This window comes from Microbacterium deminutum (assembly GCF_039530205.1).
GTDB lineage: Bacteria > Actinomycetota > Actinomycetes > Actinomycetales > Microbacteriaceae > Microbacterium > Microbacterium deminutum.
The window spans coordinates 152,566-170,944 of the sequence record NZ_BAAAOG010000008.1 but is presented as its reverse complement, the minus strand read 5'-3'; the positions used below and the strand labels follow the sequence as shown (position 1 = coordinate 170,944).

General features: G+C 65.2%; 18 protein-coding genes and 1 pseudogene. 9 read left to right on the top strand and 10 right to left on the bottom strand.

The features are described from left to right. Positions 1–217 precede the first annotated feature (217 nt). On the bottom strand, positions 218–862 hold the full coding sequence (locus ABD212_RS16410; protein WP_344096667.1) for a TetR/AcrR family transcriptional regulator: 645 nt from the start codon (positions 860–862) through the stop codon (positions 218–220). A 79-nt stretch (positions 863–941) separates the two neighbouring features. Here ABD212_RS16410 and ABD212_RS16405 point away from each other — a divergent pair, with 79 nt between their 5' ends. From ABD212_RS16405 to ABD212_RS16380, 6 genes are all read left to right on the top strand, one after another. After that, positions 942–1,379 (top strand): nuclear transport factor 2 family protein, encoded by a 438-nt coding sequence (locus ABD212_RS16405; RefSeq protein ID WP_344096665.1) that lies wholly within the window; start codon positions 942–944, stop codon positions 1,377–1,379. Further along, on the top strand, positions 1,376–2,275 hold the full coding sequence (locus tag ABD212_RS16400; protein ID WP_344096663.1) for an SDR family oxidoreductase: 900 nt from the start codon (positions 1,376–1,378) through the stop codon (positions 2,273–2,275). The genes ABD212_RS16405 and ABD212_RS16400 overlap by 4 nt, the downstream gene beginning before the upstream one ends. Positions 2,276–2,357: 82 nt before the next feature. After that, positions 2,358–3,050 carry a M23 family metallopeptidase gene (locus ABD212_RS16395; RefSeq protein ID WP_344096661.1) on the top strand — a complete coding sequence of 231 codons (693 nt, stop codon included), beginning with the start codon at positions 2,358–2,360 and terminating at the stop codon, positions 3,048–3,050. Positions 3,051–3,267: 217 nt separating this feature from the next. Beyond that, positions 3,268–4,572 (top strand): S1C family serine protease, encoded by a 1,305-nt coding sequence (locus ABD212_RS16390; RefSeq protein ID WP_344096659.1) that lies wholly within the window; start codon positions 3,268–3,270, stop codon positions 4,570–4,572. 113 nt (positions 4,573–4,685) lie between these two features. Then, positions 4,686–5,717 carry an alpha/beta fold hydrolase gene (locus tag ABD212_RS16385; protein WP_344096657.1) on the top strand — a complete coding sequence of 344 codons (1,032 nt, stop codon included), beginning with the start codon at positions 4,686–4,688 and terminating at the stop codon, positions 5,715–5,717. 82 nt (positions 5,718–5,799) lie between these two features. Beyond that, a complete protein-coding gene (locus ABD212_RS16380) occupies positions 5,800–6,477 on the top strand; it encodes a class I SAM-dependent methyltransferase (protein WP_344096655.1) in 678 nt (225 codons plus the stop codon). A gap of 22 nt (positions 6,478–6,499) precedes the next feature. On the opposite strand, the gene ABD212_RS16375 is transcribed toward ABD212_RS16380, so the two are convergent. The 5 genes from ABD212_RS16375 to ABD212_RS16355 all read right to left on the bottom strand — a co-directional run bounded on the left by ABD212_RS16375 (position 6,500) and on the right by ABD212_RS16355 (position 9,630). Continuing rightward, on the bottom strand, positions 6,500–6,964 hold the full coding sequence (locus ABD212_RS16375; protein ID WP_344096653.1) for a group II truncated hemoglobin: 465 nt from the start codon (positions 6,962–6,964) through the stop codon (positions 6,500–6,502). Positions 6,965–7,009: 45 nt separating this feature from the next. Further along, complete coding sequence (locus ABD212_RS16370) at positions 7,010–7,531, bottom strand: DUF1697 domain-containing protein (protein WP_344096651.1); 522 nt, start codon at positions 7,529–7,531, stop codon at positions 7,010–7,012. Between the two features lie 666 nt (positions 7,532–8,197). Beyond that, complete coding sequence (locus tag ABD212_RS16365; protein WP_344096648.1) at positions 8,198–8,557, bottom strand: hypothetical protein; 360 nt, start codon at positions 8,555–8,557, stop codon at positions 8,198–8,200. 515 nt (positions 8,558–9,072) lie between these two features. Then, positions 9,073–9,393 carry a hypothetical protein gene (locus ABD212_RS16360; protein WP_344096646.1) on the bottom strand — a complete coding sequence of 107 codons (321 nt, stop codon included), beginning with the start codon at positions 9,391–9,393 and terminating at the stop codon, positions 9,073–9,075. A gap of 54 nt (positions 9,394–9,447) precedes the next feature. After that, positions 9,448–9,630 (bottom strand): hypothetical protein, encoded by a 183-nt coding sequence (locus ABD212_RS16355; RefSeq protein WP_344096644.1) that lies wholly within the window; start codon positions 9,628–9,630, stop codon positions 9,448–9,450. Positions 9,631–10,475: 845 nt separating this feature from the next. Between ABD212_RS16355 and ABD212_RS16350 the strand changes: the two genes are divergently transcribed. After that, positions 10,476–11,345, top strand: coding sequence for a DUF4190 domain-containing protein (locus ABD212_RS16350; protein WP_344096642.1), 870 nt, complete (start codon positions 10,476–10,478; stop codon positions 11,343–11,345). Positions 11,346–11,902: 557 nt separating this feature from the next. Here the strand turns inward: ABD212_RS16350 and ABD212_RS16345 are convergent. Next, positions 11,903–12,427 carry a DUF4352 domain-containing protein gene (locus tag ABD212_RS16345; RefSeq protein ID WP_344096640.1) on the bottom strand — a complete coding sequence of 175 codons (525 nt, stop codon included), beginning with the start codon at positions 12,425–12,427 and terminating at the stop codon, positions 11,903–11,905. 490 nt (positions 12,428–12,917) lie between these two features. On the opposite strand from ABD212_RS16345, the pseudogene ABD212_RS16340 reads away from it, so the two are divergent. Both ABD212_RS16340 and ABD212_RS16335 read left to right on the top strand, forming a co-directional pair. Then, positions 12,918–13,286, top strand: a pseudogene (locus tag ABD212_RS16340) (PH domain-containing protein); the annotation flags it as partial. Positions 13,287–13,990: 704 nt separating this feature from the next. Then, positions 13,991–14,794, top strand: a complete 804-nt coding sequence (locus tag ABD212_RS16335) for a hypothetical protein (RefSeq protein WP_344096637.1) — start codon at positions 13,991–13,993, stop codon at positions 14,792–14,794. A gap of 302 nt (positions 14,795–15,096) precedes the next feature. Here ABD212_RS16335 and ABD212_RS16330 read toward each other — a convergent pair whose 3' ends face one another. The 3 genes from ABD212_RS16330 to ABD212_RS16320 all read right to left on the bottom strand — a co-directional run bounded on the left by ABD212_RS16330 (position 15,097) and on the right by ABD212_RS16320 (position 18,220). Beyond that, positions 15,097–16,086 carry an SHOCT domain-containing protein gene (locus ABD212_RS16330; RefSeq protein WP_344096635.1) on the bottom strand — a complete coding sequence of 330 codons (990 nt, stop codon included), beginning with the start codon at positions 16,084–16,086 and terminating at the stop codon, positions 15,097–15,099. 61 nt (positions 16,087–16,147) lie between these two features. Then, positions 16,148–16,480 carry a hypothetical protein gene (locus ABD212_RS16325; RefSeq protein ID WP_344096633.1) on the bottom strand — a complete coding sequence of 111 codons (333 nt, stop codon included), beginning with the start codon at positions 16,478–16,480 and terminating at the stop codon, positions 16,148–16,150. Positions 16,481–17,596: 1,116 nt separating this feature from the next. Continuing rightward, on the bottom strand, positions 17,597–18,220 hold the full coding sequence (locus tag ABD212_RS16320; RefSeq protein WP_344096630.1) for a hypothetical protein: 624 nt from the start codon (positions 18,218–18,220) through the stop codon (positions 17,597–17,599). Positions 18,221–18,379: the final 159 nt, after the last annotated feature.

Here is an 18,379-nt window from a genome sequence, read left to right as displayed (position 1 = left end):
CAGCCCGACAGGGTCGGGAAATAGAAATCCGGGGTCTTGTTCTCCTGGATGAACACGATCACCCGCCGCGTCGAAACCATCCCCGCACCCCCCGTCGTATCGACCTCACCCGACCCCATGCAACCACCGCCAGGTCAACACCAGAAGAGGACCCCGCAGCCTGGCAATCAACTCCGGCATCCACGGGTTCAAAATGCCGGATTCGTCGATCTGGTCCTCAGGCGCTCCGCAGGAGCGCGGCGCACATTGTGCGCGTCATCGTCGTCACGTAGGCCTCGACCTCCCATCCGGCCCGCACGACGAGTCGGTCGTAGAACTCGCCCGAGAAGATGAGCATCAGATCGCGGGCCTGGTCGATGCTCAAACCCGGGCGCAGGTAGCCGCTGTCGGAGAGGGCCTGTGCGTTGTGCGTCATCCGCGCCGCGCGGCCGCGTTCGATCTCGTCCAGGAGCCGGGCTGCCTCCGGATCGACCTCGGCTGCCGAGCGCACGAGCGTGAGTACACCGATGGCCCGCGGCGCGACTTCGAGACCGAGGCGCACCCACCCTTCGATAATGTCGGGCCCGCTCTGCGAGGTTACGGCCAGAACGTCCGCCCGCTGTTCCGCGTGGTCGGTCGCGGTCCCGGCGAGCGCGTCCTCCCAGATCGAGCGGACCAGTCCGGCCTTGCCACCGAACGACTTGTAGATCGTCTCGGAGGACACCCCGGCCTCGCTCGCCACGGCGGCCACGGTGGTGCGCGAGAAACCCCGCGACGAGAACAGCCCGGATGCTGCCTCCACCACGTGCGCGCGGCGTTCGGCCGCGCGGCTCCGACGATGAGCAGCGTCGTAGCTCCTTCTCTTGACAGGGCGCTCCGGCACGAGGATCCTCCTTATTAGATACATATCACTGTATCTAATACGCGCGGATTCTCGACGCGAACAGGAAAGACGCGACACCATGACCCCCGAACCTCCCACGACCCGCTCGCCCGCTGACGTTGTGCGAAGCCTCCACCGCGCCACCGCCGACCACGATCTCGACCGGATCGTCGCCCATTTCGCAGCCGACTACGTCCTCGACGACCCCATTCGACCGGATCGAAGCTTCCGCGGAGCCGAGCAGGTGCGCCGCAACTGGGCGGGGATCCTCGCAGGGATGCCGGATCTCGCGGTGGACGAACGGCGCCTCGTGGCCGACGGAGCCACGGTGTGGACCGAGATCGTCCTCAGCGGGCATCGAAGTGACGGCTCGGAGCAGGTTCTGCGCGGAGTGATGATCTTCCATGTCGAGGGCGGCGTCATTGATTCCGGCACGTTCTACCTTGCACCGGTCGTCCGCGACAGCATCGATGCGGATGCCGCAGTTCGAACGGTCATTTCGGGGCTGCGGCCGTGATCCTCGTCGTGGGCGGGACCGGGCGCCTCGGGCGACTGGTGGTGGAGGATCTCGCCGTGGGGTCGGACGTGCGGGTGCTCGCGCGGCACGCGACGGCATCCGTTCCCCTCTTGTCGCGCTCGGTACACCTCGTGGACGGCGATATCCGCGATCCGGCCACAGTCACCGCAGCGGCACACGGCGTCTCGTGCATTGTGGTCGCCTCGCACGGAGTTGAGAGCCGTGAACGCAACGGCCTCGCGACCGTCGACGAGCTCGGCAGCCGTGCCGTCGTCTCTGCCGCGCAACGAGTCGGATGCAGCATCGTCCTCGTGTCGTCCGTGGGCGCCGCCCCGGATGCCGCCCTGCCGCTCGCCCGAACGAAATGGTCCGCCGAGCAGGTGGTCCGCGGGTCCGGCGTCCCGTGGACGATCGTGCGCGCGACGGCGTTCGCGCAGACATGGGCGATGATCCTCAGCCGGTCTGCAGGTCGCTCGGGTCGCCCCGCCATCATCGGTGGAGGGGAAGCCGCGCATCGATTCGTCGACGTCAGGGATGTCGCGGCCGTCGTCGCTCGGGTCGCGACGGATGACTCACTCAGGGGTCGCATCCTTCAGGTGTGCGGGCCCGAAGGTCTTACCGTGTCGCAGCTCGCCGTGCTGGTACAGCAGGCGAATTCCTGGCACGGGTCGCCGCGCTACCTTCCTGTGCCGCTAGCGCGAATGATCGCGGCATCCCTCGCCCTCTTCCGCGCGGATCTCGCCCGGAAGGTGTCGCTCGGGATCGCCATGAACGATCCTCAGCCGGCAGACGGGCTCGACGCGGACGTGCCGTCTTGGATCGAGTCGCATCCGATCACCCTCGAGACGATGGGCGCCGCATCGGCGCACGGCATGCCCGCTCGACCACCGGTGTGACCTTCGTTGGCTCCCCCTACGGGACCGCCCGATCCGCTACCGGGGTGGTTGCGGATCGGCCCTGCGGCGTAGTCTCCAGGGCGTGGCCGGTGAGCTGGACGACGCCGTCGTCGTGGACTTCCCGCTGCGCGGAGAGGGGTGGATGGCCGTAACGACGCCGGCCGCGCGGATCCCGAGCCATGGCACCGATATGCTCGGGCAGCGGTTCGCGTTCGACTTCCTCAAGGTCGACGAGCGTGCAGGAACGCGCTTTCATCCGGCGGGGATGCTGCGTGCGAACCTCGTCGGCGTCCGGGTGCAGGAGTGCTACGCGTGGGGCGCGCCGATTTACGCGCCGTGCGACGGGGTCGTGGTGCTGGCCGTCGACGGCGTGGCCGAGCGAGCCTGGATCCATCCCGTGACCGAAGCCGCGCGGCTCATCCGCAATGCCTGGACGTTCACGCCCGGCAACCTCCCCGCCATCCTCGGCAACCACGTGATCCTGCGGACGGGCGACGTCTTCGCGGCGTTCGTCCACCTCGCGCCGGGCTCCGTAGCAGTGCGCGCCGAACAGATCGTGCGGTCCGGTGAGCTGCTGGGCCGCGTCGGCCACACCGGCAACTCGACCTCACCTCACCTGCACTTCCAACTCATGGACTCCTTGGACGTGATGACGGCTCGCGGCATCCCATGTGCGTTTCGCAGGTACGACGTCGAGCACCAGGGATCCTGGATGTCGATCCGAAACGGCATTCCCGCTCAGCGCGAACGTCTTCGGTCGGCCGAGGTGGCCTGATCCGGCGCCGCTGACCCGATGTCGGGCAGCGCTCGTGCGGGACGGCTTGCGCTCGATCCCTGTCTGCCCTCACTGCTCCGCGCGCCGCACGCGTGAGATCCTCCGTCGACCCGCCGAAGCCGGGGCGAATCGCGAATCGCATAGCAAAAGCAAAGCGCACGGATGGTCGTTGCTCGGGAACCCTTGCTGAGATCGGTGCAAAGAGAGGGACCCGATCATGAATGAATCCGTCGAGTCGACTGAGTCGATGCAGCCGAGGACGACTCCCCAACGAGAGGTGGTCGGGCGTCACCCGTGGTATCGACGCCCCGGCCGGATCGTCGGGGTCGCGGCATGCCTGGCGGCCGTAGGTGTGCTCGGGATCGGCGCCTCGGTTGCTGCCGCTGCGAGCACGAGCAGCCCGACCAGCGCGGCATCCGCTTCGAGTGCCACCGTGCTCGCACAGTCGAGCGCGCGCGATCCGTATCGTGGGAGCGCGTATGCGGATTGGTATGGCGACTCGGGAGCATACGGATACGGCACGCCGAACGCAGGCGGCTGGAGCACCACGCAGTCCCCCGCCACAACCGCCTCAGCGAGCGAGTCGAAGGGAATCGTCCTCATCGACACCGTTCTCGGCTACGACAACGCCGCCGCGGCCGGTACCGGCATGGTCGTCCGCAGCGACGGGCTCATTCTGACCAACAACCACGTCGTCGAGGGCTCCACCCAGATCTCCGTCACGATCGCCTCGACCGGACAGACGTACACGGCGAAGGTGGTCGGGACGGACGCCACCGATGATGTCGCGCTCCTGCAACTGCAGGGGGCGACCGGCCTCGACACCGTCGCCATCGACCAAGACCACACCGAGAGCGCCGGCGACGCCGTGACCGCGGTCGGCAACGCAGAGGGCGGCGGTGTCCTGATGGCATCCACGGGAACCATCACCGCGCTCGACTCGAGTGTCACAACCGCCTCCGAGGGACCGGTGGCGAGCGAGACCCTCAACGGCGTCATCCAGATCGCCGCGCCAATCGTCTCCGGCGACTCCGGCGGTGCACTCCTCGACGCGGACGGTGAAGTCATCGGAATGACCACAGCCGCCTCCTCGGGCAGTGCGGACATCACCGCATTCGCGATCCCGATCGGGACGGCACTCACGCTCGCGCAGCAGATGGCGAACGGCGACGGGTCGGGCTCCGTGACCATCGGCTATCCGGCGTTCCTGGGCGTCGGCATCGGCCAATCGGCAGCTATCGGCGGCCCCGACTCGGGGTACAACGGGTACGGATCGCAGAATGTCACGGGCTCGGGAGTCAGCGTCGGCTCGGTCTTCGCCGGCACCCCGGCTGAGAGTGCGGGACTCGCCGCCGGCGACACCATCACGGCGGTCGACGGCACGACGGTGACAGACGGGAGCTCGCTCTCGGCGATCATGGCATCGCACAAGCCGGGCGATGCCGTGACGGTGACCTGGGTCGACACTGCGGGCGCGACCCACTCGGCGTCAGTAACCCTTACCGCAGGTCCCGTGGCGTGACAGATGCCCATCAGGTGAGGGCAAGCGACGCTCCGTAGGGCGTCGCCCACGTGCAGCGGCGCGGAGCGGCGCGGATCGGGCCGCCCTCCGGAGCTCATCGCGATAATGAAGATGTGCAGCAACGCATTGGTCACCTCACCACGGCCGATGGCTCCGACGTTGCGTATGCCTCGGTGGGCACCGGCAGGCCTCTGGTGTACATCAACGGGTGGCTCAGTCATCTGCAGCTGAGCTGGGAGGTGCTCGCGGAGCGCGCGTTCTACGAGAGCCTCGCGGATGGCTGCCGGCTCGTTCGCTACGACCGTTCGGGATGCGGGCTGTCCGCCGCATCCGATCGTCAACCCTCATTGGCGTATGAACTGGAGCAGCTGAGCGCTGTCGCCGAGGCGCTCGGTGCGGAGCCGTTCGACCTGATGGGCACGTCGATGGGAGCGCTCGTCGCGGTGGCGTGGGCCGCAGCGCACCCTGAGACGGTTCGTCGGCTCGTTCTCTACGGAGGCTGGGTGACGGGCGCCCAGATCGCGGAGCCGAGCGTGCAGGATCATCTCCTCGGACTGGTGGAGTCGCACTGGGGTCTCGGCTCGGACGTACTCACCGACATCTTCGCCCCCGATGCGAACTTCGCGTCCCGTGAGGAATTCGGTCGGTACCAGCGGGCCTCATCGACCGCGGGCAGCGCCCGGTCGCTGCTGGCGCTGAGCTACGACCTGGACGTCAGCGACCTCCTGGCGGAGGTTCGCGCGCCGACGTTGGTGGTGCATCGCGCGCAGGACAGAGCTGCGCCGATCGAGCAGGCGCGGGCGCTCGCCGACGGCATCCGCGATGCGCAGCTTGTCGTGCTGCCCGGGCGCTCACACCTTCCCTACGCGGGCGACGCGCAGAGCCTGGTCACCCCGATCCGCCGCTTCCTGGGCTTGCGCCGGCTGCCGCGTGACCCGCGAGCGCTGACCGGGCGACAGACCGAAGTCGCTGCTCTGGTCGCCAAGGGGTGCACGAATCGCGAGATCGCGGTGCGGTTGGGCATTGACGAACGGTCCGCGGAAGGCCATGTCGAACGGATCCGTCTGCGCCTCGGCTTCACATCGCGCGCCCAGATCGCGGCCTGGTGCGCCGCTCGACGAGAGGAGTCGGCATCCGCGAAGTGAGGTAGTTCCACGCCTGAAACGGCAAACGCGACCGTGCACTCTTGGGATCTGCTGCAGATGACAACAACACCCGGGAGCAGAAGTGAATGCCACCCAGAGCACCACCTCGACGGCCACGCCGGCCGTGACGGAGTTCGAGCAGCACGCCGTGCGCGGCCCCTTCAATGCCTTGTTCTTCCGGATGATGGACCCCTACATCGAGCACAGCCTCCGGTCGCACAAACAGCGAATGTACGCGGGGCTCCCCCGCGAGGTCGTCGAGATCGGCCCGGGAGTAGGCGCGAACCTCGATTACCTCCCTGCCGGTGCGTCCCTCGTGGCCATCGAGCCGAACCGTCACATGCACGGCCGGCTGCGAGAGGCGGCGCGTCAGCACGGCGTGCAACTGACCTTGCGTGAGCGCATGGCCGAGCAGACGGGCCTGCCCGACAGCAGCGCGGACGCTGTCATCTCATCGCTCGTGTTGTGCACGGTGCAGGATCCCGCTGCTGTGCTCGCCGAGGTACGACGCATCCTGCGCCCGGGCGGCACCTTTCGATTCCTGGAGCACGTCGTCGCCGAGACCGGGACGCCGACGCGAGCCGTTCAGCGGATCCTCCGCCGCCCCTGGGCCTGGACCTTCGAGGGCTGCTCCTGCGAACGAGACCTCGAAGGATACGTGCGCGCGGCTGGGTTCGAAAGCGTCGAGATCGAGCGCTACCGCATCCACACCCCGTTCCTCCCGTTCAACACCCACATCGCCGGCATCGCACGCACGTGACGCGTGAGTGGAACGCTACTGGTCAGTCGCGTGATGGTGTGTCGACCAGTCCGGCCCACGACCAATGTGGGATGTCCAGGTGGTCGGGTACATCCTCTGCGGAGCGGTGGTAACGGGACATCGTCGTCGTGGTGGCCCACGCGAAGTAGTCGTGAAGCACCTGTCGGAGCGGGTCTGCTTCGGCCAGAGCAACGTCGACCAGGGCCTGGTCGAAACAGGCGATGGCTCGACGATCCATGTCGTCGTGGACGCCGTTTCCACTGTGGATCCGGACGACCGAGGTTTCGTCACCGTACTCGGCCGAGTACGCCGGCGGTCCTCCGAGCGCCTCCGCCCAGTACGCCGCCAGCCGCTTGGTGTGCTCCGGATGGAAGCCATGGCTGAAGGCGTGGCCGACCACCTCGTCCGCCATCACCCTGTCGTGCCACGCGCCAGCCAGTCGCTCGAGCCCTTCGGCACCACCCGCAGCCTCATAGACCGTACCCATGCGCTCAGTGTCGCACTCCTGCACGACCACGCGAGCCCGAACGGCTCACCTGATGAATCGGCTGACCAGTCGGACGAGGGTCGGCAGCCCTCGCGAGGTGGCCGGACCGCCGGTGAGACTTTCGAGGACGGGGGTGGCGTGACCTTCGCCGTCGATCCGGTTGTGGATGATCGCCCAGCCGGGCCCGGAGTCGACGATCTCGCAGCGGTGCCGGTCGGTCTCCTTCCTCACATCGGCAGCCGTCGGGTCCAGATCGCCGCCGCCATGGAGCGTGAACTCATATCGGCGGAGGTCCGTTGCGTCGCGGTGCCGGTCAACAGCCTCCGCGAGCGAAGCAAGCGCGATGCAGTACACCTCGCGCTCATGTCCCGATCGGGCAGCGATCCCCGCGGACGCCCGTTCTGCGGCTTCGACCGGATCGTCCGCGTCGAATAGGACAGTCCCGTTGCTCTGGAACAGTTCGACGTTGCGGCATCCGGCGTCGGTGAAGCCGGCACGGATGTCGGCCGTCGAGGGGTTCCCCCGTTGGCCCTGGTTGACGTTTCGAAGCAAGGCGACCCAACGCACGCGTCGAGGGTACGCCACGCCACGCACGCCGTTTGGCGCCGCATCGACCTGATCGATCGTGATGTCGCGAGAGCCGGCGAGCCGCTCGCCCAGCTGCTCTGGTGAACGGCGCGCACCATTCGAGGACTCCGGCGGCATCGCCGGCTGTCACGAGATCGCCGCCGACCCTTCGCATCCGAGCATCAATCGACGAAGGAGTGGATCGCCACCGCGCTCGGACCATGGGCCACAGACGACCTCGAGGATGCCGATCTGGACGGCGCTCGCGCCGGGCTCTAGCCGCGCTGTTCGGCCCGGCAGGAGGTGATCTCTCCGGGTTGGTGGACGCCGCGACCGGCGTCACAGCGGACTCCCCCCCGTTCGCATCGGATCTCCCTGCGCCGCTGAGGTCGAATCTGCGCCGGCACGTTCGGCGCGATGGGCGCTCGCGCCGGAGCAGCTTCGCGACGAGGACCTCGCTGACAGCGTGAAGCCGTTCGCCTGGCCCCGGGCGTTCGCCTGCGTATCTCCTGATGGGTGCCATTATTCAAACAAGACCGCGCATGATCGATCTGGGCCGTGATGGACCAACGACGCCTAAGACCATGATCGCGGTCGCCAGCTAGGGACAGGGACAACTTCGCCCACGTTTGCGATTTCACCCTCTGTCAGTTGGAACTTATCGCGCTACCCGGTCGCGAGTTGGGTGAGCGCCGTCTTGATCGCCGCAGCCTTGTCGTGTGAAGTTCGAAACTCTATCTCGTTGCCTGAAGTGATTACCGTGACCTTCGTATTGACCGCGCCATCTTTCTGCGTCTTGATAGAACTGATCTTGGAAGCTGGGATAACCTCGGTGGCCTGGGTCTTGAACGACGGTCGCATGAAGATAAGGCTGATGCACACAGTGAACACGGCGAGCACAATTGCCGTGATGTTCCACCCAGCGCCGCGTCCCTCGCGCGCCCATTCGATGCGGTTTCCGTAGATGTGGACGTCAGCGTTCTTGCCCGAGATGCGGCTCTTGGTGTGCAGGATCAGATCGCTCATGCCCAGAGCATAGCCCCGCACTACCAGGCCTCGCGGTCCAACCGCTTCGCTAGCGCCGTACTTGACGACATGGCGACCGGCATCCCTGGTGGCGGCAGCACAGACCGGGCTTGGACAGGTGGCTTGGCTAGATCGGAGCCAGACGAACCGCCAACCGTGGGGCAGCGTGGCGAACCGTGCAATCGTTACGCAATCCCGCGCACTTGCCGGCGTATCGATTCGAGGCTGTGCACGCCGAGGCTCCTTTGACGCTCAGAACACCCGAATCTCGGAGTTGGCCGAGGTTGCGGCAACTGTGTCGCAAGGCCCTCGCGGCAGGTGCCGATGCCGATGCTTGTACAACACGGACCGTCGGGGTCACGAATCCCAACACGCCTGCACCAGGTCCGGCCTATACGCCAACACGAAAGCCACCACAACACTCTCCACTCATTAAGTGTTGCCGTCACCTCGACAATCCAAGGACCGCCGAGAGGGCACCCGGCTACATCGATCGTCGTACAGGAGGAAGGGTCCTACTCGTGATGCACGGCCTCGGCTGCGATCGGGTCCAGGTGAGTCCCGAAACAGGGTAGATGTCGTCTCCATACCGAACGCCCCGCATCAGTCGGGGCGGGCGCCGAATATTCGGCTATGGAGAGGTATTGACCGCTGTTTTCCAGCAGAAAGGTCTGCTTAGCTTCGGGAACGATGAATGCCATCATCCCGGCGAACTGGTCGCCATCGTACAGGGTAGGCCCGTCGGTAACGGATGCCATCCCGTCCGGGTACACGCTCCACTCGTTGCCGTAGACATGGCCCTCGGGTGTGGCCGGGTGAACCGAGTAGGACTCCATCGAGGGTTCCGTGCCGTCGGCGTAGATTCCGACGAATCCGACACCGACCAGAACCTATTTATGGCCCGCGGGAGGCTCGGCGATGAACTGGTTGTAGCCATGAACCTTCGCTTTGCCGTTCGCGTCGAGGACCGTACCCGTGAGGCCGAACTTCGGTCCGCCGAACAGACCCTTCACAACCATGCCAGCCTTGCCGGCAAAAGGATGCTCCAGCGAACCGTCTTCCTCCGGAGCCACCGGCTCTTTGGCTGCGGGCTCTTTGGTTGCGGGCTGTTCGGGCGGGGCTTCAGCGACCGTCTTGGGGCGGGATGCCGAGCGAGACCGGCTGTTCGGTGGGCGTAGTCACAGAAGATTCCTCGTATCGGGTGTTGTAGCTGCTGAGGTTCACGAAAGAGCACGGACGTGAACGGCACCGTCCGGTGAGCGGGACGCGTCCCGCTCAGGCTTCATCGATGCTCCTTCCCAGCGCGTTGGTCTTATGCGTGTCTAAACCGAACTTATGTCCCCACTATGCGTACTCAACTCGTACTTGGCAATGCTTGACGTCGCAGGTGGGAGTCCTGGCCAGGCACGTCGGAATCCTCCGGCGGCCACATCCACTGACCAATGAACGCCGGCCGCTCGGGCTGGCCGCCGTGTGACCAACATGTCGCCTGTGCGGAACCGGGGTTGGCTGGATCCGGTGGCGACGGGCAGTGCGCGGCACCGGAAACATTCGGTCCCCGCGACTACGCTCCGATCCGACGCTGACCTTGACCTCCGCTCAGCGGAGGTAGAGTCTGGCGTCTAGGAGATAGCTGGCGCGGGGGAACTTGCAGTTCAACCGTTTTGCGCTGAAGGAACCTCAGCACACGTGCCATGCTCAAGCCGTCATGAGTGAGCCGTCAGAGCCCCACGACGAATCCAGCCCCAATCCGGCGAGTAAGTTGCCGGCACCGCCGCCGGTGGCTGCTGGGGTTCCACCGGAACCGCCGGGGCAGCCAGCGAACATCGCACCGCCCCCGCCCTCGGCCCCGACTGTGGCTGTTGACCCAAACACGCCCGCCCAACCGGAGCCCAACGCGCCGAAGAAGGGCCGTGGGTTGGCGCTTACCGCTGTCATACTCGGCGCGGTCGGCGTCATCTTCTCGTTCACCCCTGCTGCCGGGTTCGGGATCTTCCTCGGCGTCGTCGCGTTGATCTTGGGAGTCATCGCCCTCATCCGGAAGACTTCGGCTCGCGGGCTTTCGCTGATCGGCACGATCCTCGGCGCTGTCGCAATCGTCCTTGGGATCATTTTCAACGTCGTATACAGCAACGGAACGTCCAGCACTGTGGACGAGAGCCCTGCAGCGAATCAGCCGTCCAAATCCTCAGCGGCGTCGCCTTCGAAGTCCGAGCCGGCAGCGAACCCGAACGCCGCGTACGACAGCGCGTACGGGACGTTCGCGCCCGTGACCAAGACGGGTACCGGCGACTCCGTCATCGCGATCCCGGCAGGCGCGACAGCTGGCATCGTCACAGCACAGCACAACGGATCCTCGAACTTCGTCCTGTCGGTCCTCGACTCGGCCAACCAGCCCACCGGAGACTTGCTCGTCAACACGATCGGCCCCTACAAGGGTGTCACGGGGTTCGGCCTGAGCGGCATCGGCAGTGGCGCGGGCACCAACATCAAGGTGAGTGCCGACGGGGACTGGTCCGTCGTGATCGCCCCGATCTCCTCCGCACCTACACTCGTCGTGCCAGGCGGAGCAACCGGTGACCAGGTGTACAAATACGATGGCGCCGCCGGAAACTGGGCGTTCAGCAACACCGGCCAGAGCAACTTCGTTGTCGTCCAGTACAGCGGATCCATCCCGAACCTCGCCATCAACGAGATCGGTGCGTACAACGGGACTGTCCCGATGCTCGCTGGCCCGTCGGTGATCGTCGTCCAGTCCGACGGAGCTTGGACCGTCAAGCCGGGATAACGTCGAACCGATTCACGACGGCACGCGACTCAGGCGGGGTGGCCGACCCTAGTACGATCCACACCGACGACTTCGGGACGACTCGTCTCGTCGTTGAGATCCCCGACGAGCCCGCGAACCTATTCGTGTAGTTCTCGTTGGTGCAGACCCCACGATCGGACCACCGGCCCCGACCACGCGGACCTGAGGGCGACCGCCCTACCTGCCATCCTCGACCCAGACATCGAGAGATGGAAAGTCGACTCCGCTGAACAGCACAGGCATCGGCCGTGAAGTCGTCATCGACCGAAGGCACCCAGCGTCGCGGGCACGTGCCGAGGCCTCGCCCGCCCGCTGAGGCTCCTTCAGCAACGCTGGCGGTTGGACGATGCCGCTCAGCTCACAGCTTGTTTCGAGGTCGGCTTTCCTCACGTAGTTGCATGATCGCCGCCTCAGGTTCGGCGCCAAACACCGGCCGCCGCAGATGCTGGCTGCCGACGAATGCTCGATCAGCGATCCGAATCGGCCGCTCGCAGGGATCCCTCTCTGCACAATCGTGGAGAGGGCGGTTCGAGGGCCTAATCGACGGGAACAACGACCCCTTCCGACAGCGGTGTTTCTTTTAGAGCGACCGTTTTGACGGAATCGTCCTTTGCAATGTCGAAAACCACATCTCCCGTGAGGGTCTGACCCTTCTTGATGTAGTCAGGTTGGAGTGTCCCGGCGTACAGCATCGCCGCGACATCCGGTTTGACTTCGCCGTTGATCTGGGCAGTGGTAATCGTGATCTCTCCCAGAAACATCCCGACGTTCGCGTTCGCTGTGGCTGCGACGTTGACCTTGCAGTATTGACCGTCGGGCGGAAGCGGATCGTAATTGCCGTCATCCATTGGTTGCTCGGTACAGGTCACGGAGTTCACGGTGTACTCGATGTCACCGTCGGTCACCGGTACCCCGATCGCCGGCGCCGCCTCTTGAGGGGCAGCCGAGCTCGATGCACCTTCGTTAGTCACACCCGCTCCGGCGCAGCCGGTGAGCGCCAGGCCCAGTCCGAGAACAACCAGCAGGCGGGCAGGAAGTCGTCGGAGATTGCTTGATTGCATGATGCCCCTCTCGTTGGCTGGTCATCTGCGCTCTCCCCGAGCCGTGCCACGTGCTCCGCACTGAGATCACTATCGCGCCACCATGGGCACTGATCAAGTGCCCCTCAACGGCGAGCGCTCGCGGCTCCACGGGGTGGCAGGTGCTTGTGCCATGACGTCACCGTTTCACCCGGTCCTGTGTCTGGCTGGGCTCGGAAGGCGCCGGGTCGCCCCTGACGATCAGGTCGTGGTCAATGTCGAGGGTGCGAGGTCGCCGTTGTGCGGGCAATCGTTCTCGACGAACGTCCGTGCTCCGCATTCCGGAAACGGAGACGCCGAGGACGAGCCCGCTGGGCATCACACGATCAGATCTCTCGTGACCGGAACACGTCGCGCTGACGGGTCGCTACTCGGCGACTTGAGCTCACGCCGGGACCATGACCTTTGGTCGCTTCCGATACGCTGACCGCGCGCGGCATTGGAGCCACGCCTGACTCCTTGGGAGACCCTCATGTCCGAGACCGCGCCGATCCTCGCCTGGACGCTGCAGAAGGAGATCCCGACACCCGACGACGTACAGTCTCTGCTTGTCGAGGGCGAGCAACCCGTCGCATCATTCAAGACATTCCGCGACTCCGCGACGTTCACCACGAAACGACTCATGGTTCGCGACGCGCAGGTCATGACCGGCAAGAAGGTCGAGATCCACTCGCTGCCGTACAGCTCAATCAACATGTGGTCCACCGAGAACGCCGGGGGCATGCTCGACCGTGACGCAGAAGTCGAACTGTGGACTCCCCCGGGCCACATCAAGGTAAAGCTGACCAAGGGCGCGGACGTCCGGCGGATCGACAGCCTTCTCGCGTGGGCCCTTCTCCACGGCCACACAACCGCCACGATGACCAGCCAGCGCGGCCGTCCCGATCGGCATACCAAGATCGTCAGATCGTGACGTGGCGCAGCGCACTCGGAGCTGCCTGCAATGTGCTGGACATCTACGCCGCTGCACGGCTGCCCGCCGTGGGACGCTTTCAGCTTTGGCGGGGTACCAGCCGTGGGGCTCGGCGAGGGCCCCCAGGGCGTCGTGCTCCGACGCGGACTCGGGAGGCCGGTCATCTGCAATCCTCGAAGTCATCATGGAACATGTGAAGCACCCCTAAAAGGACCTCGAATCGGGCGCAGCCCGCAGACGGATCGGCCCGTGATCGACCGTCCGAAAAGGCGCATTCGGGCACGGCCCGGCTACGGATGCCACTTGGGGCCGCCATTTGGCTTTCTCGCGCGGCATTAGTCCCCAGAGTCGGATGTCCGCTGAAAGGTGGACTGTCGGCCTCTGCATCGCTACGCCATGCTCGGCCGCATGAGATGCCTTGGGGCCGCGGCCGCGCTTGTGCTTACCGCATCAGTCGCGCCCGTCGCCGTAGCCTCAGGTTGAACTGTCGTCGACAGCGAGCGGCGGGAGGTAACCACCTATCAATCTGGCGTCGACGTCTGACGGATCGCGTGCCGCGAACACGGTGATCTGTGGACGATAGGCTCGGCTTGGCCAGGCATCGGCCAGCCACCTTTTCGGAACTATGGAACATGACGACCGACACCGAGGTCAACTACGAGACGAGGACATTTCGTGTAGTTCGAGGGATGGAGTCTCGAACTATCAAGAAGTGGGCGGACGACGGCTGGGAGGTCATCTCTCAGACACCGGGGACGATTCGGACAGACATCACGATGCGTCGACCAAAGCCGAAGCCTCCCATCGTTCCGTGGATCATCGGTGGCGGCGTAGTCGTCGTTGCACTCGCGACGATCATTACCTTCGGAGTCATCAGCGAGCGCGCCGCTGCGCCGCAGGCTTCCGGCAGCCCGGTGCCGCCAGCAACACCGACGGCACCGAGCAAGACCGCCTCGCCGACGCCCACTGTCGACGACACGTGCGACACGGCCCCCGCATCCTCGAGTTGCAAGTTTGGTCAGACCGCGATCTATTCGGACAGCACAAGGGATGGTGAGATGCTGCTGGAGATCACGGTCCTGCCGCCGGTCGAGTTCACGCCAAGCGGCAGCGCGGTGTTCTTTGACAACTTCGCTGATCAGCAAGCACCCAAGCCCGTGAATGTGTACTTTCCAGTCACCATCAAGAACGTTTCGCCGGCATTGGCGCGCGACAATGACTTCGTTTTCGCTCATGCGACGAATGCCGAAGAAGGCGAGTCTGACGTGCTGTCCGTTAGCGACGGTGAGGTAACCAGCTCGGTGGATTTTCAGTCTCTCGCGCCCGGCGATTCCTACGGCTTCAAGAGCGGATGGAGCATGTCGACGCTCGATGGGATCAAGTTCACGATCAGCATCGACGGACTGTCGGGATATTCGGTGACCTTCAGCGACTAGGCCTGCGACCCGACTGAGCCGCCATTCGCATCATGTCCTTACCCCCGAGCGCTAAATGCACACTCGCTGAAGCGGTGCTGCTTGTCGGGTGGTGGTATCGATAGCGCGGCCGTCGTTGGAGGGGACTAGACGCGCCACCATCATGGTCTTGTTCTCGGAGGCACATCAGGGCGACCCGAGGACTCCCGCTGAGCATCTGCAGGCGCACGCCGACACCCTCGAGCGCGCCGCGCTGACAGGTATCCGAGCGACCGCCTGCGGGCGTCGCTTGGGTATGGCCCGCTAACGGATGATGAGCGGGGTTACATTCGCTCGAGCAACTCTGTCTTCTTGGCGTCAAACTCCTCATCCGTGAGGATGCCGTCGGCATGGAGCTCCGCGAGTTTCCTTATCTTTGCGGGGAGGTCTTCCGGCTGCGCAGCGCTAGTCGGCCCGGATCCGGCCGACGATCGATTCATCTGGTCCAGGATCGCTTCTCGCATCGCTGGCCCCGAGATCTGATCCGCTTTGAACTTGATGGAGTTGCCCGATGTGTACACTTCGACGATGGCCCAGATGCTCGAGTTGACTACCTGGGTGGACGAGATGCGCGTCAGGGGAATGGCCTCGGTACCCGCTCCAGAGCCGAACAGGGAGCCGGTTTTTCGTCGTTTGATGAGTTCGACTCGATCTGGGAACAGGACCAGGAACTGGTCTTGGCCGTCGTCGTAGGTGTGAGCCACGGCCAGCGCTCCGTCAACGTTGATTCCCTTCTTGGATGCCTTCGCGCGCGCCCGCTCGAGAATGCTTGCGGCCGCTTCTCGACGCTTCTCGACCTGCTGGAGCCTCCGCTCGTCGGCTTTGGCCTCTCCACTGACATCACCGGTGGTGGAAACATCTTCGGTCCTCTGTGCGGCTGAATCGGCTTCGGCCGCAGCGATCGCTTCCGGCGCGGGTTGGGCAGCACGGGCAGAAGCGATCGCCGTTTCAAGTGCGGCAATGTCCTTCGAAGCGATCGCGCTGAGTTTGACGACGATTCCGGCCCTGTCGGTGATGACCAGGGAGCCCCCGGTGAGCGCGCTCGATTTCGCAAGCACCTCAGCGATCTCGGTGAGGCGGATGCCGTCACCGAACCCAGACGGGCTGTAGCGGAAGAGCCGCACGTCTGTGACGACTAAGTCCGTGGTCAGGGGCTTCACTCCGTTCGCGGACCCTTGGTAAAAGACCCGTTCTCCAGGAAACAGGTAGCTGGCTGCCTCTGCATCTTTCTTCGCCTGCTTCTTGAGAGACCAACTCGCAGGATATTGCGTCATCGGCGTCCTCGCTTTCAGATGCGGTCGATGTAGATCGCTGTACGTGACCCACATGTTGGCCCTAGATCGAGGGCGCAGCAACACCTTCCGGTCTCATCGCGCGAACTGCCTGCTCGAGGATCGCGACCCAACGCGTGGATCCCCCTTCCACGCCAGGACCGGATGCGGGATGGCTGCTGGGGCAGCCCGGCAAAACCTTGCCCAGGACGAAGACGGGCGACGTCGACGAGATCGTCGAGCGATCCCGGAGAACACGATCGTGCACCGGTCTGCGAGCTTGCGCATCTTCGACCACGGGCGACATCCGCAATTCGATGAACTCCGGCGGTGAGCCGGCGAGCACGTCGATCGTCGTCGGCGTAACGAAGCAGACCACGGTCCAGTCGTAGTCCAACGATGCGAGGAGGCCCGAGCGGCGGTCGGAACCGCTCCGGGAGCGCGACGCGCAGTCGGTCCGGGTTGGGCAACGCACCACCCTCAAGGGCTAGGTCCGTCGTGGGGCCGCGGACCAGAGTCCTCAGGCATGTCGTGTGCAGGCTCCATCATTCCTCCGGCACCATTCGGTACTCCTCGTCCCCCCTGTAGTCCTGGCAGGAGCTGGTTTGATAGCAGTCGTCGCTGTGGCGGGCACTTCCAATGCCCGCGCTGACGATTACCAGTGCGATCCATCCGGCGACCCACAACAGGCTGTTGTCGTTTCCTTCGGCGTGTCGGTGCTCACCGGTTCGTACTCTCGGCACGTCGACGGAACCGCATCGCGGCATCCTGCTCCTGGGCTTAAGGCCGGGCGACGCTGGGCGTCTCCCAGCCCTCCTCCTCGATCGCCTTGTGCAGGCGGCGGTGAGCCGTGGCCCAGCGCTCCTCCAATTCGGCGGCGCTCTTGCTTGCTGTCGTGGATGTACCCGCGACCGTGGGACTGGGTGGTCATGACTGCTTCTCCTGCTTTCGCCCGGCGCGGAGCCGGGCGACCTCGGTGGTGTGTCCTGCCACTCGATCCGCACCGACCGCGGGTCGAACGGGCGTAGTCCGGGGGCGCCCTGTCGATCGCCACGACCATGCCCAACTCGTCAATCACGCGACGCTTAGCGAGTACCGAGAGGACTCCCCCATCGCGCCGGAATGGACTTGGCGAACGAGCGGTCGGTCAGCGGCGACCGGGGCGCGCAGGGCGTTGCGGCGCTTTACGAGGCCATCCATACGGGCGGTCAAACTGCTGCGCCTTCAGACGCGCCTGGTGGTCCAGCGCGCCATCCGCCAGGGGATCCGACCAAGTGTGGCGTGACCTTGATCCATCGATCCTCGTTGGCGGATGGGCGACGCACGTGCGTCGGTGGTGAGATCTGTCACGACAACGACCTGATCGCCACTCCGGGCTCGCGGTATTGCTCGATGCGGTCGTCTCGAACTTGACGGACAACTCGCGCCAGCATGTGAGCGCGTCGAATCGGGTCGGGTCACCGGGCCCGGAGGTCCCTGCACTGGATCAGCGAGAAACGGTGACAGATATCGGTCAGACCAACTCGGGCACCCTCAGGTGGTGGACGGCGAGTTCGCACTCGAGGACGTCGACGAACTCGATCCCGGTCTGCTCGGTCATCATGGCCCGCTGGCGGGCGCCGAACTCGCGGTTGCCCTCGAGCCTCGCTGCGCTGTCGAAGCTGACCGTGGCGCAGAGCATCCCGGTCTCACGGCTCAGGAGCATGCTCGCGCTGCAGAACCCGTCCTGGTTCTCCAGGAGCGGCAACACGTTGGTCTTGAACGCGTCTACTTCTGCGTCCAGCTGACCCGCCCGTGGTCGAGCCCAAGTCACACGAGCGCAGGCCCCGGCAGGCGACTCGTGGTCACGATGGAGGATCGCGATCTCCCACTCCTGGATCTCGAGTCCGTCCCCGCCCAAGGTCTCGAGCAAGCGCTGTCGGATCGGCTTGAGCTGTTCGTTGCTCCCGCGCATGGCGTCCTCGGACTCCCACGAGCTCGTGGCGATGCAGCGGCAACTCGACCGGTCGACCAGCAGAGACAGTCCCATGCAGCCTTCGATGTCTGTCATCATCGACATCAGCTCGTCGTTGACCAACGCGATGCCGTCGTCGATGCGGGCAGGCTGGGCAATAATAGTGGTGGAACGTGCGTACACGGCCGCCTCCCTTCGGCAAGGGTGACGCCCCATCGGCGTCGCCGATACCTCTCACCCTTCACCCGAGGCTCGTTGCGCGCAAGCCCCCAACCGGAGGGACTGAGACACCCCACCGGCGTCGTTCGGGCGACGCCTCGCGGCCCGAGTCGGAACCTCAGG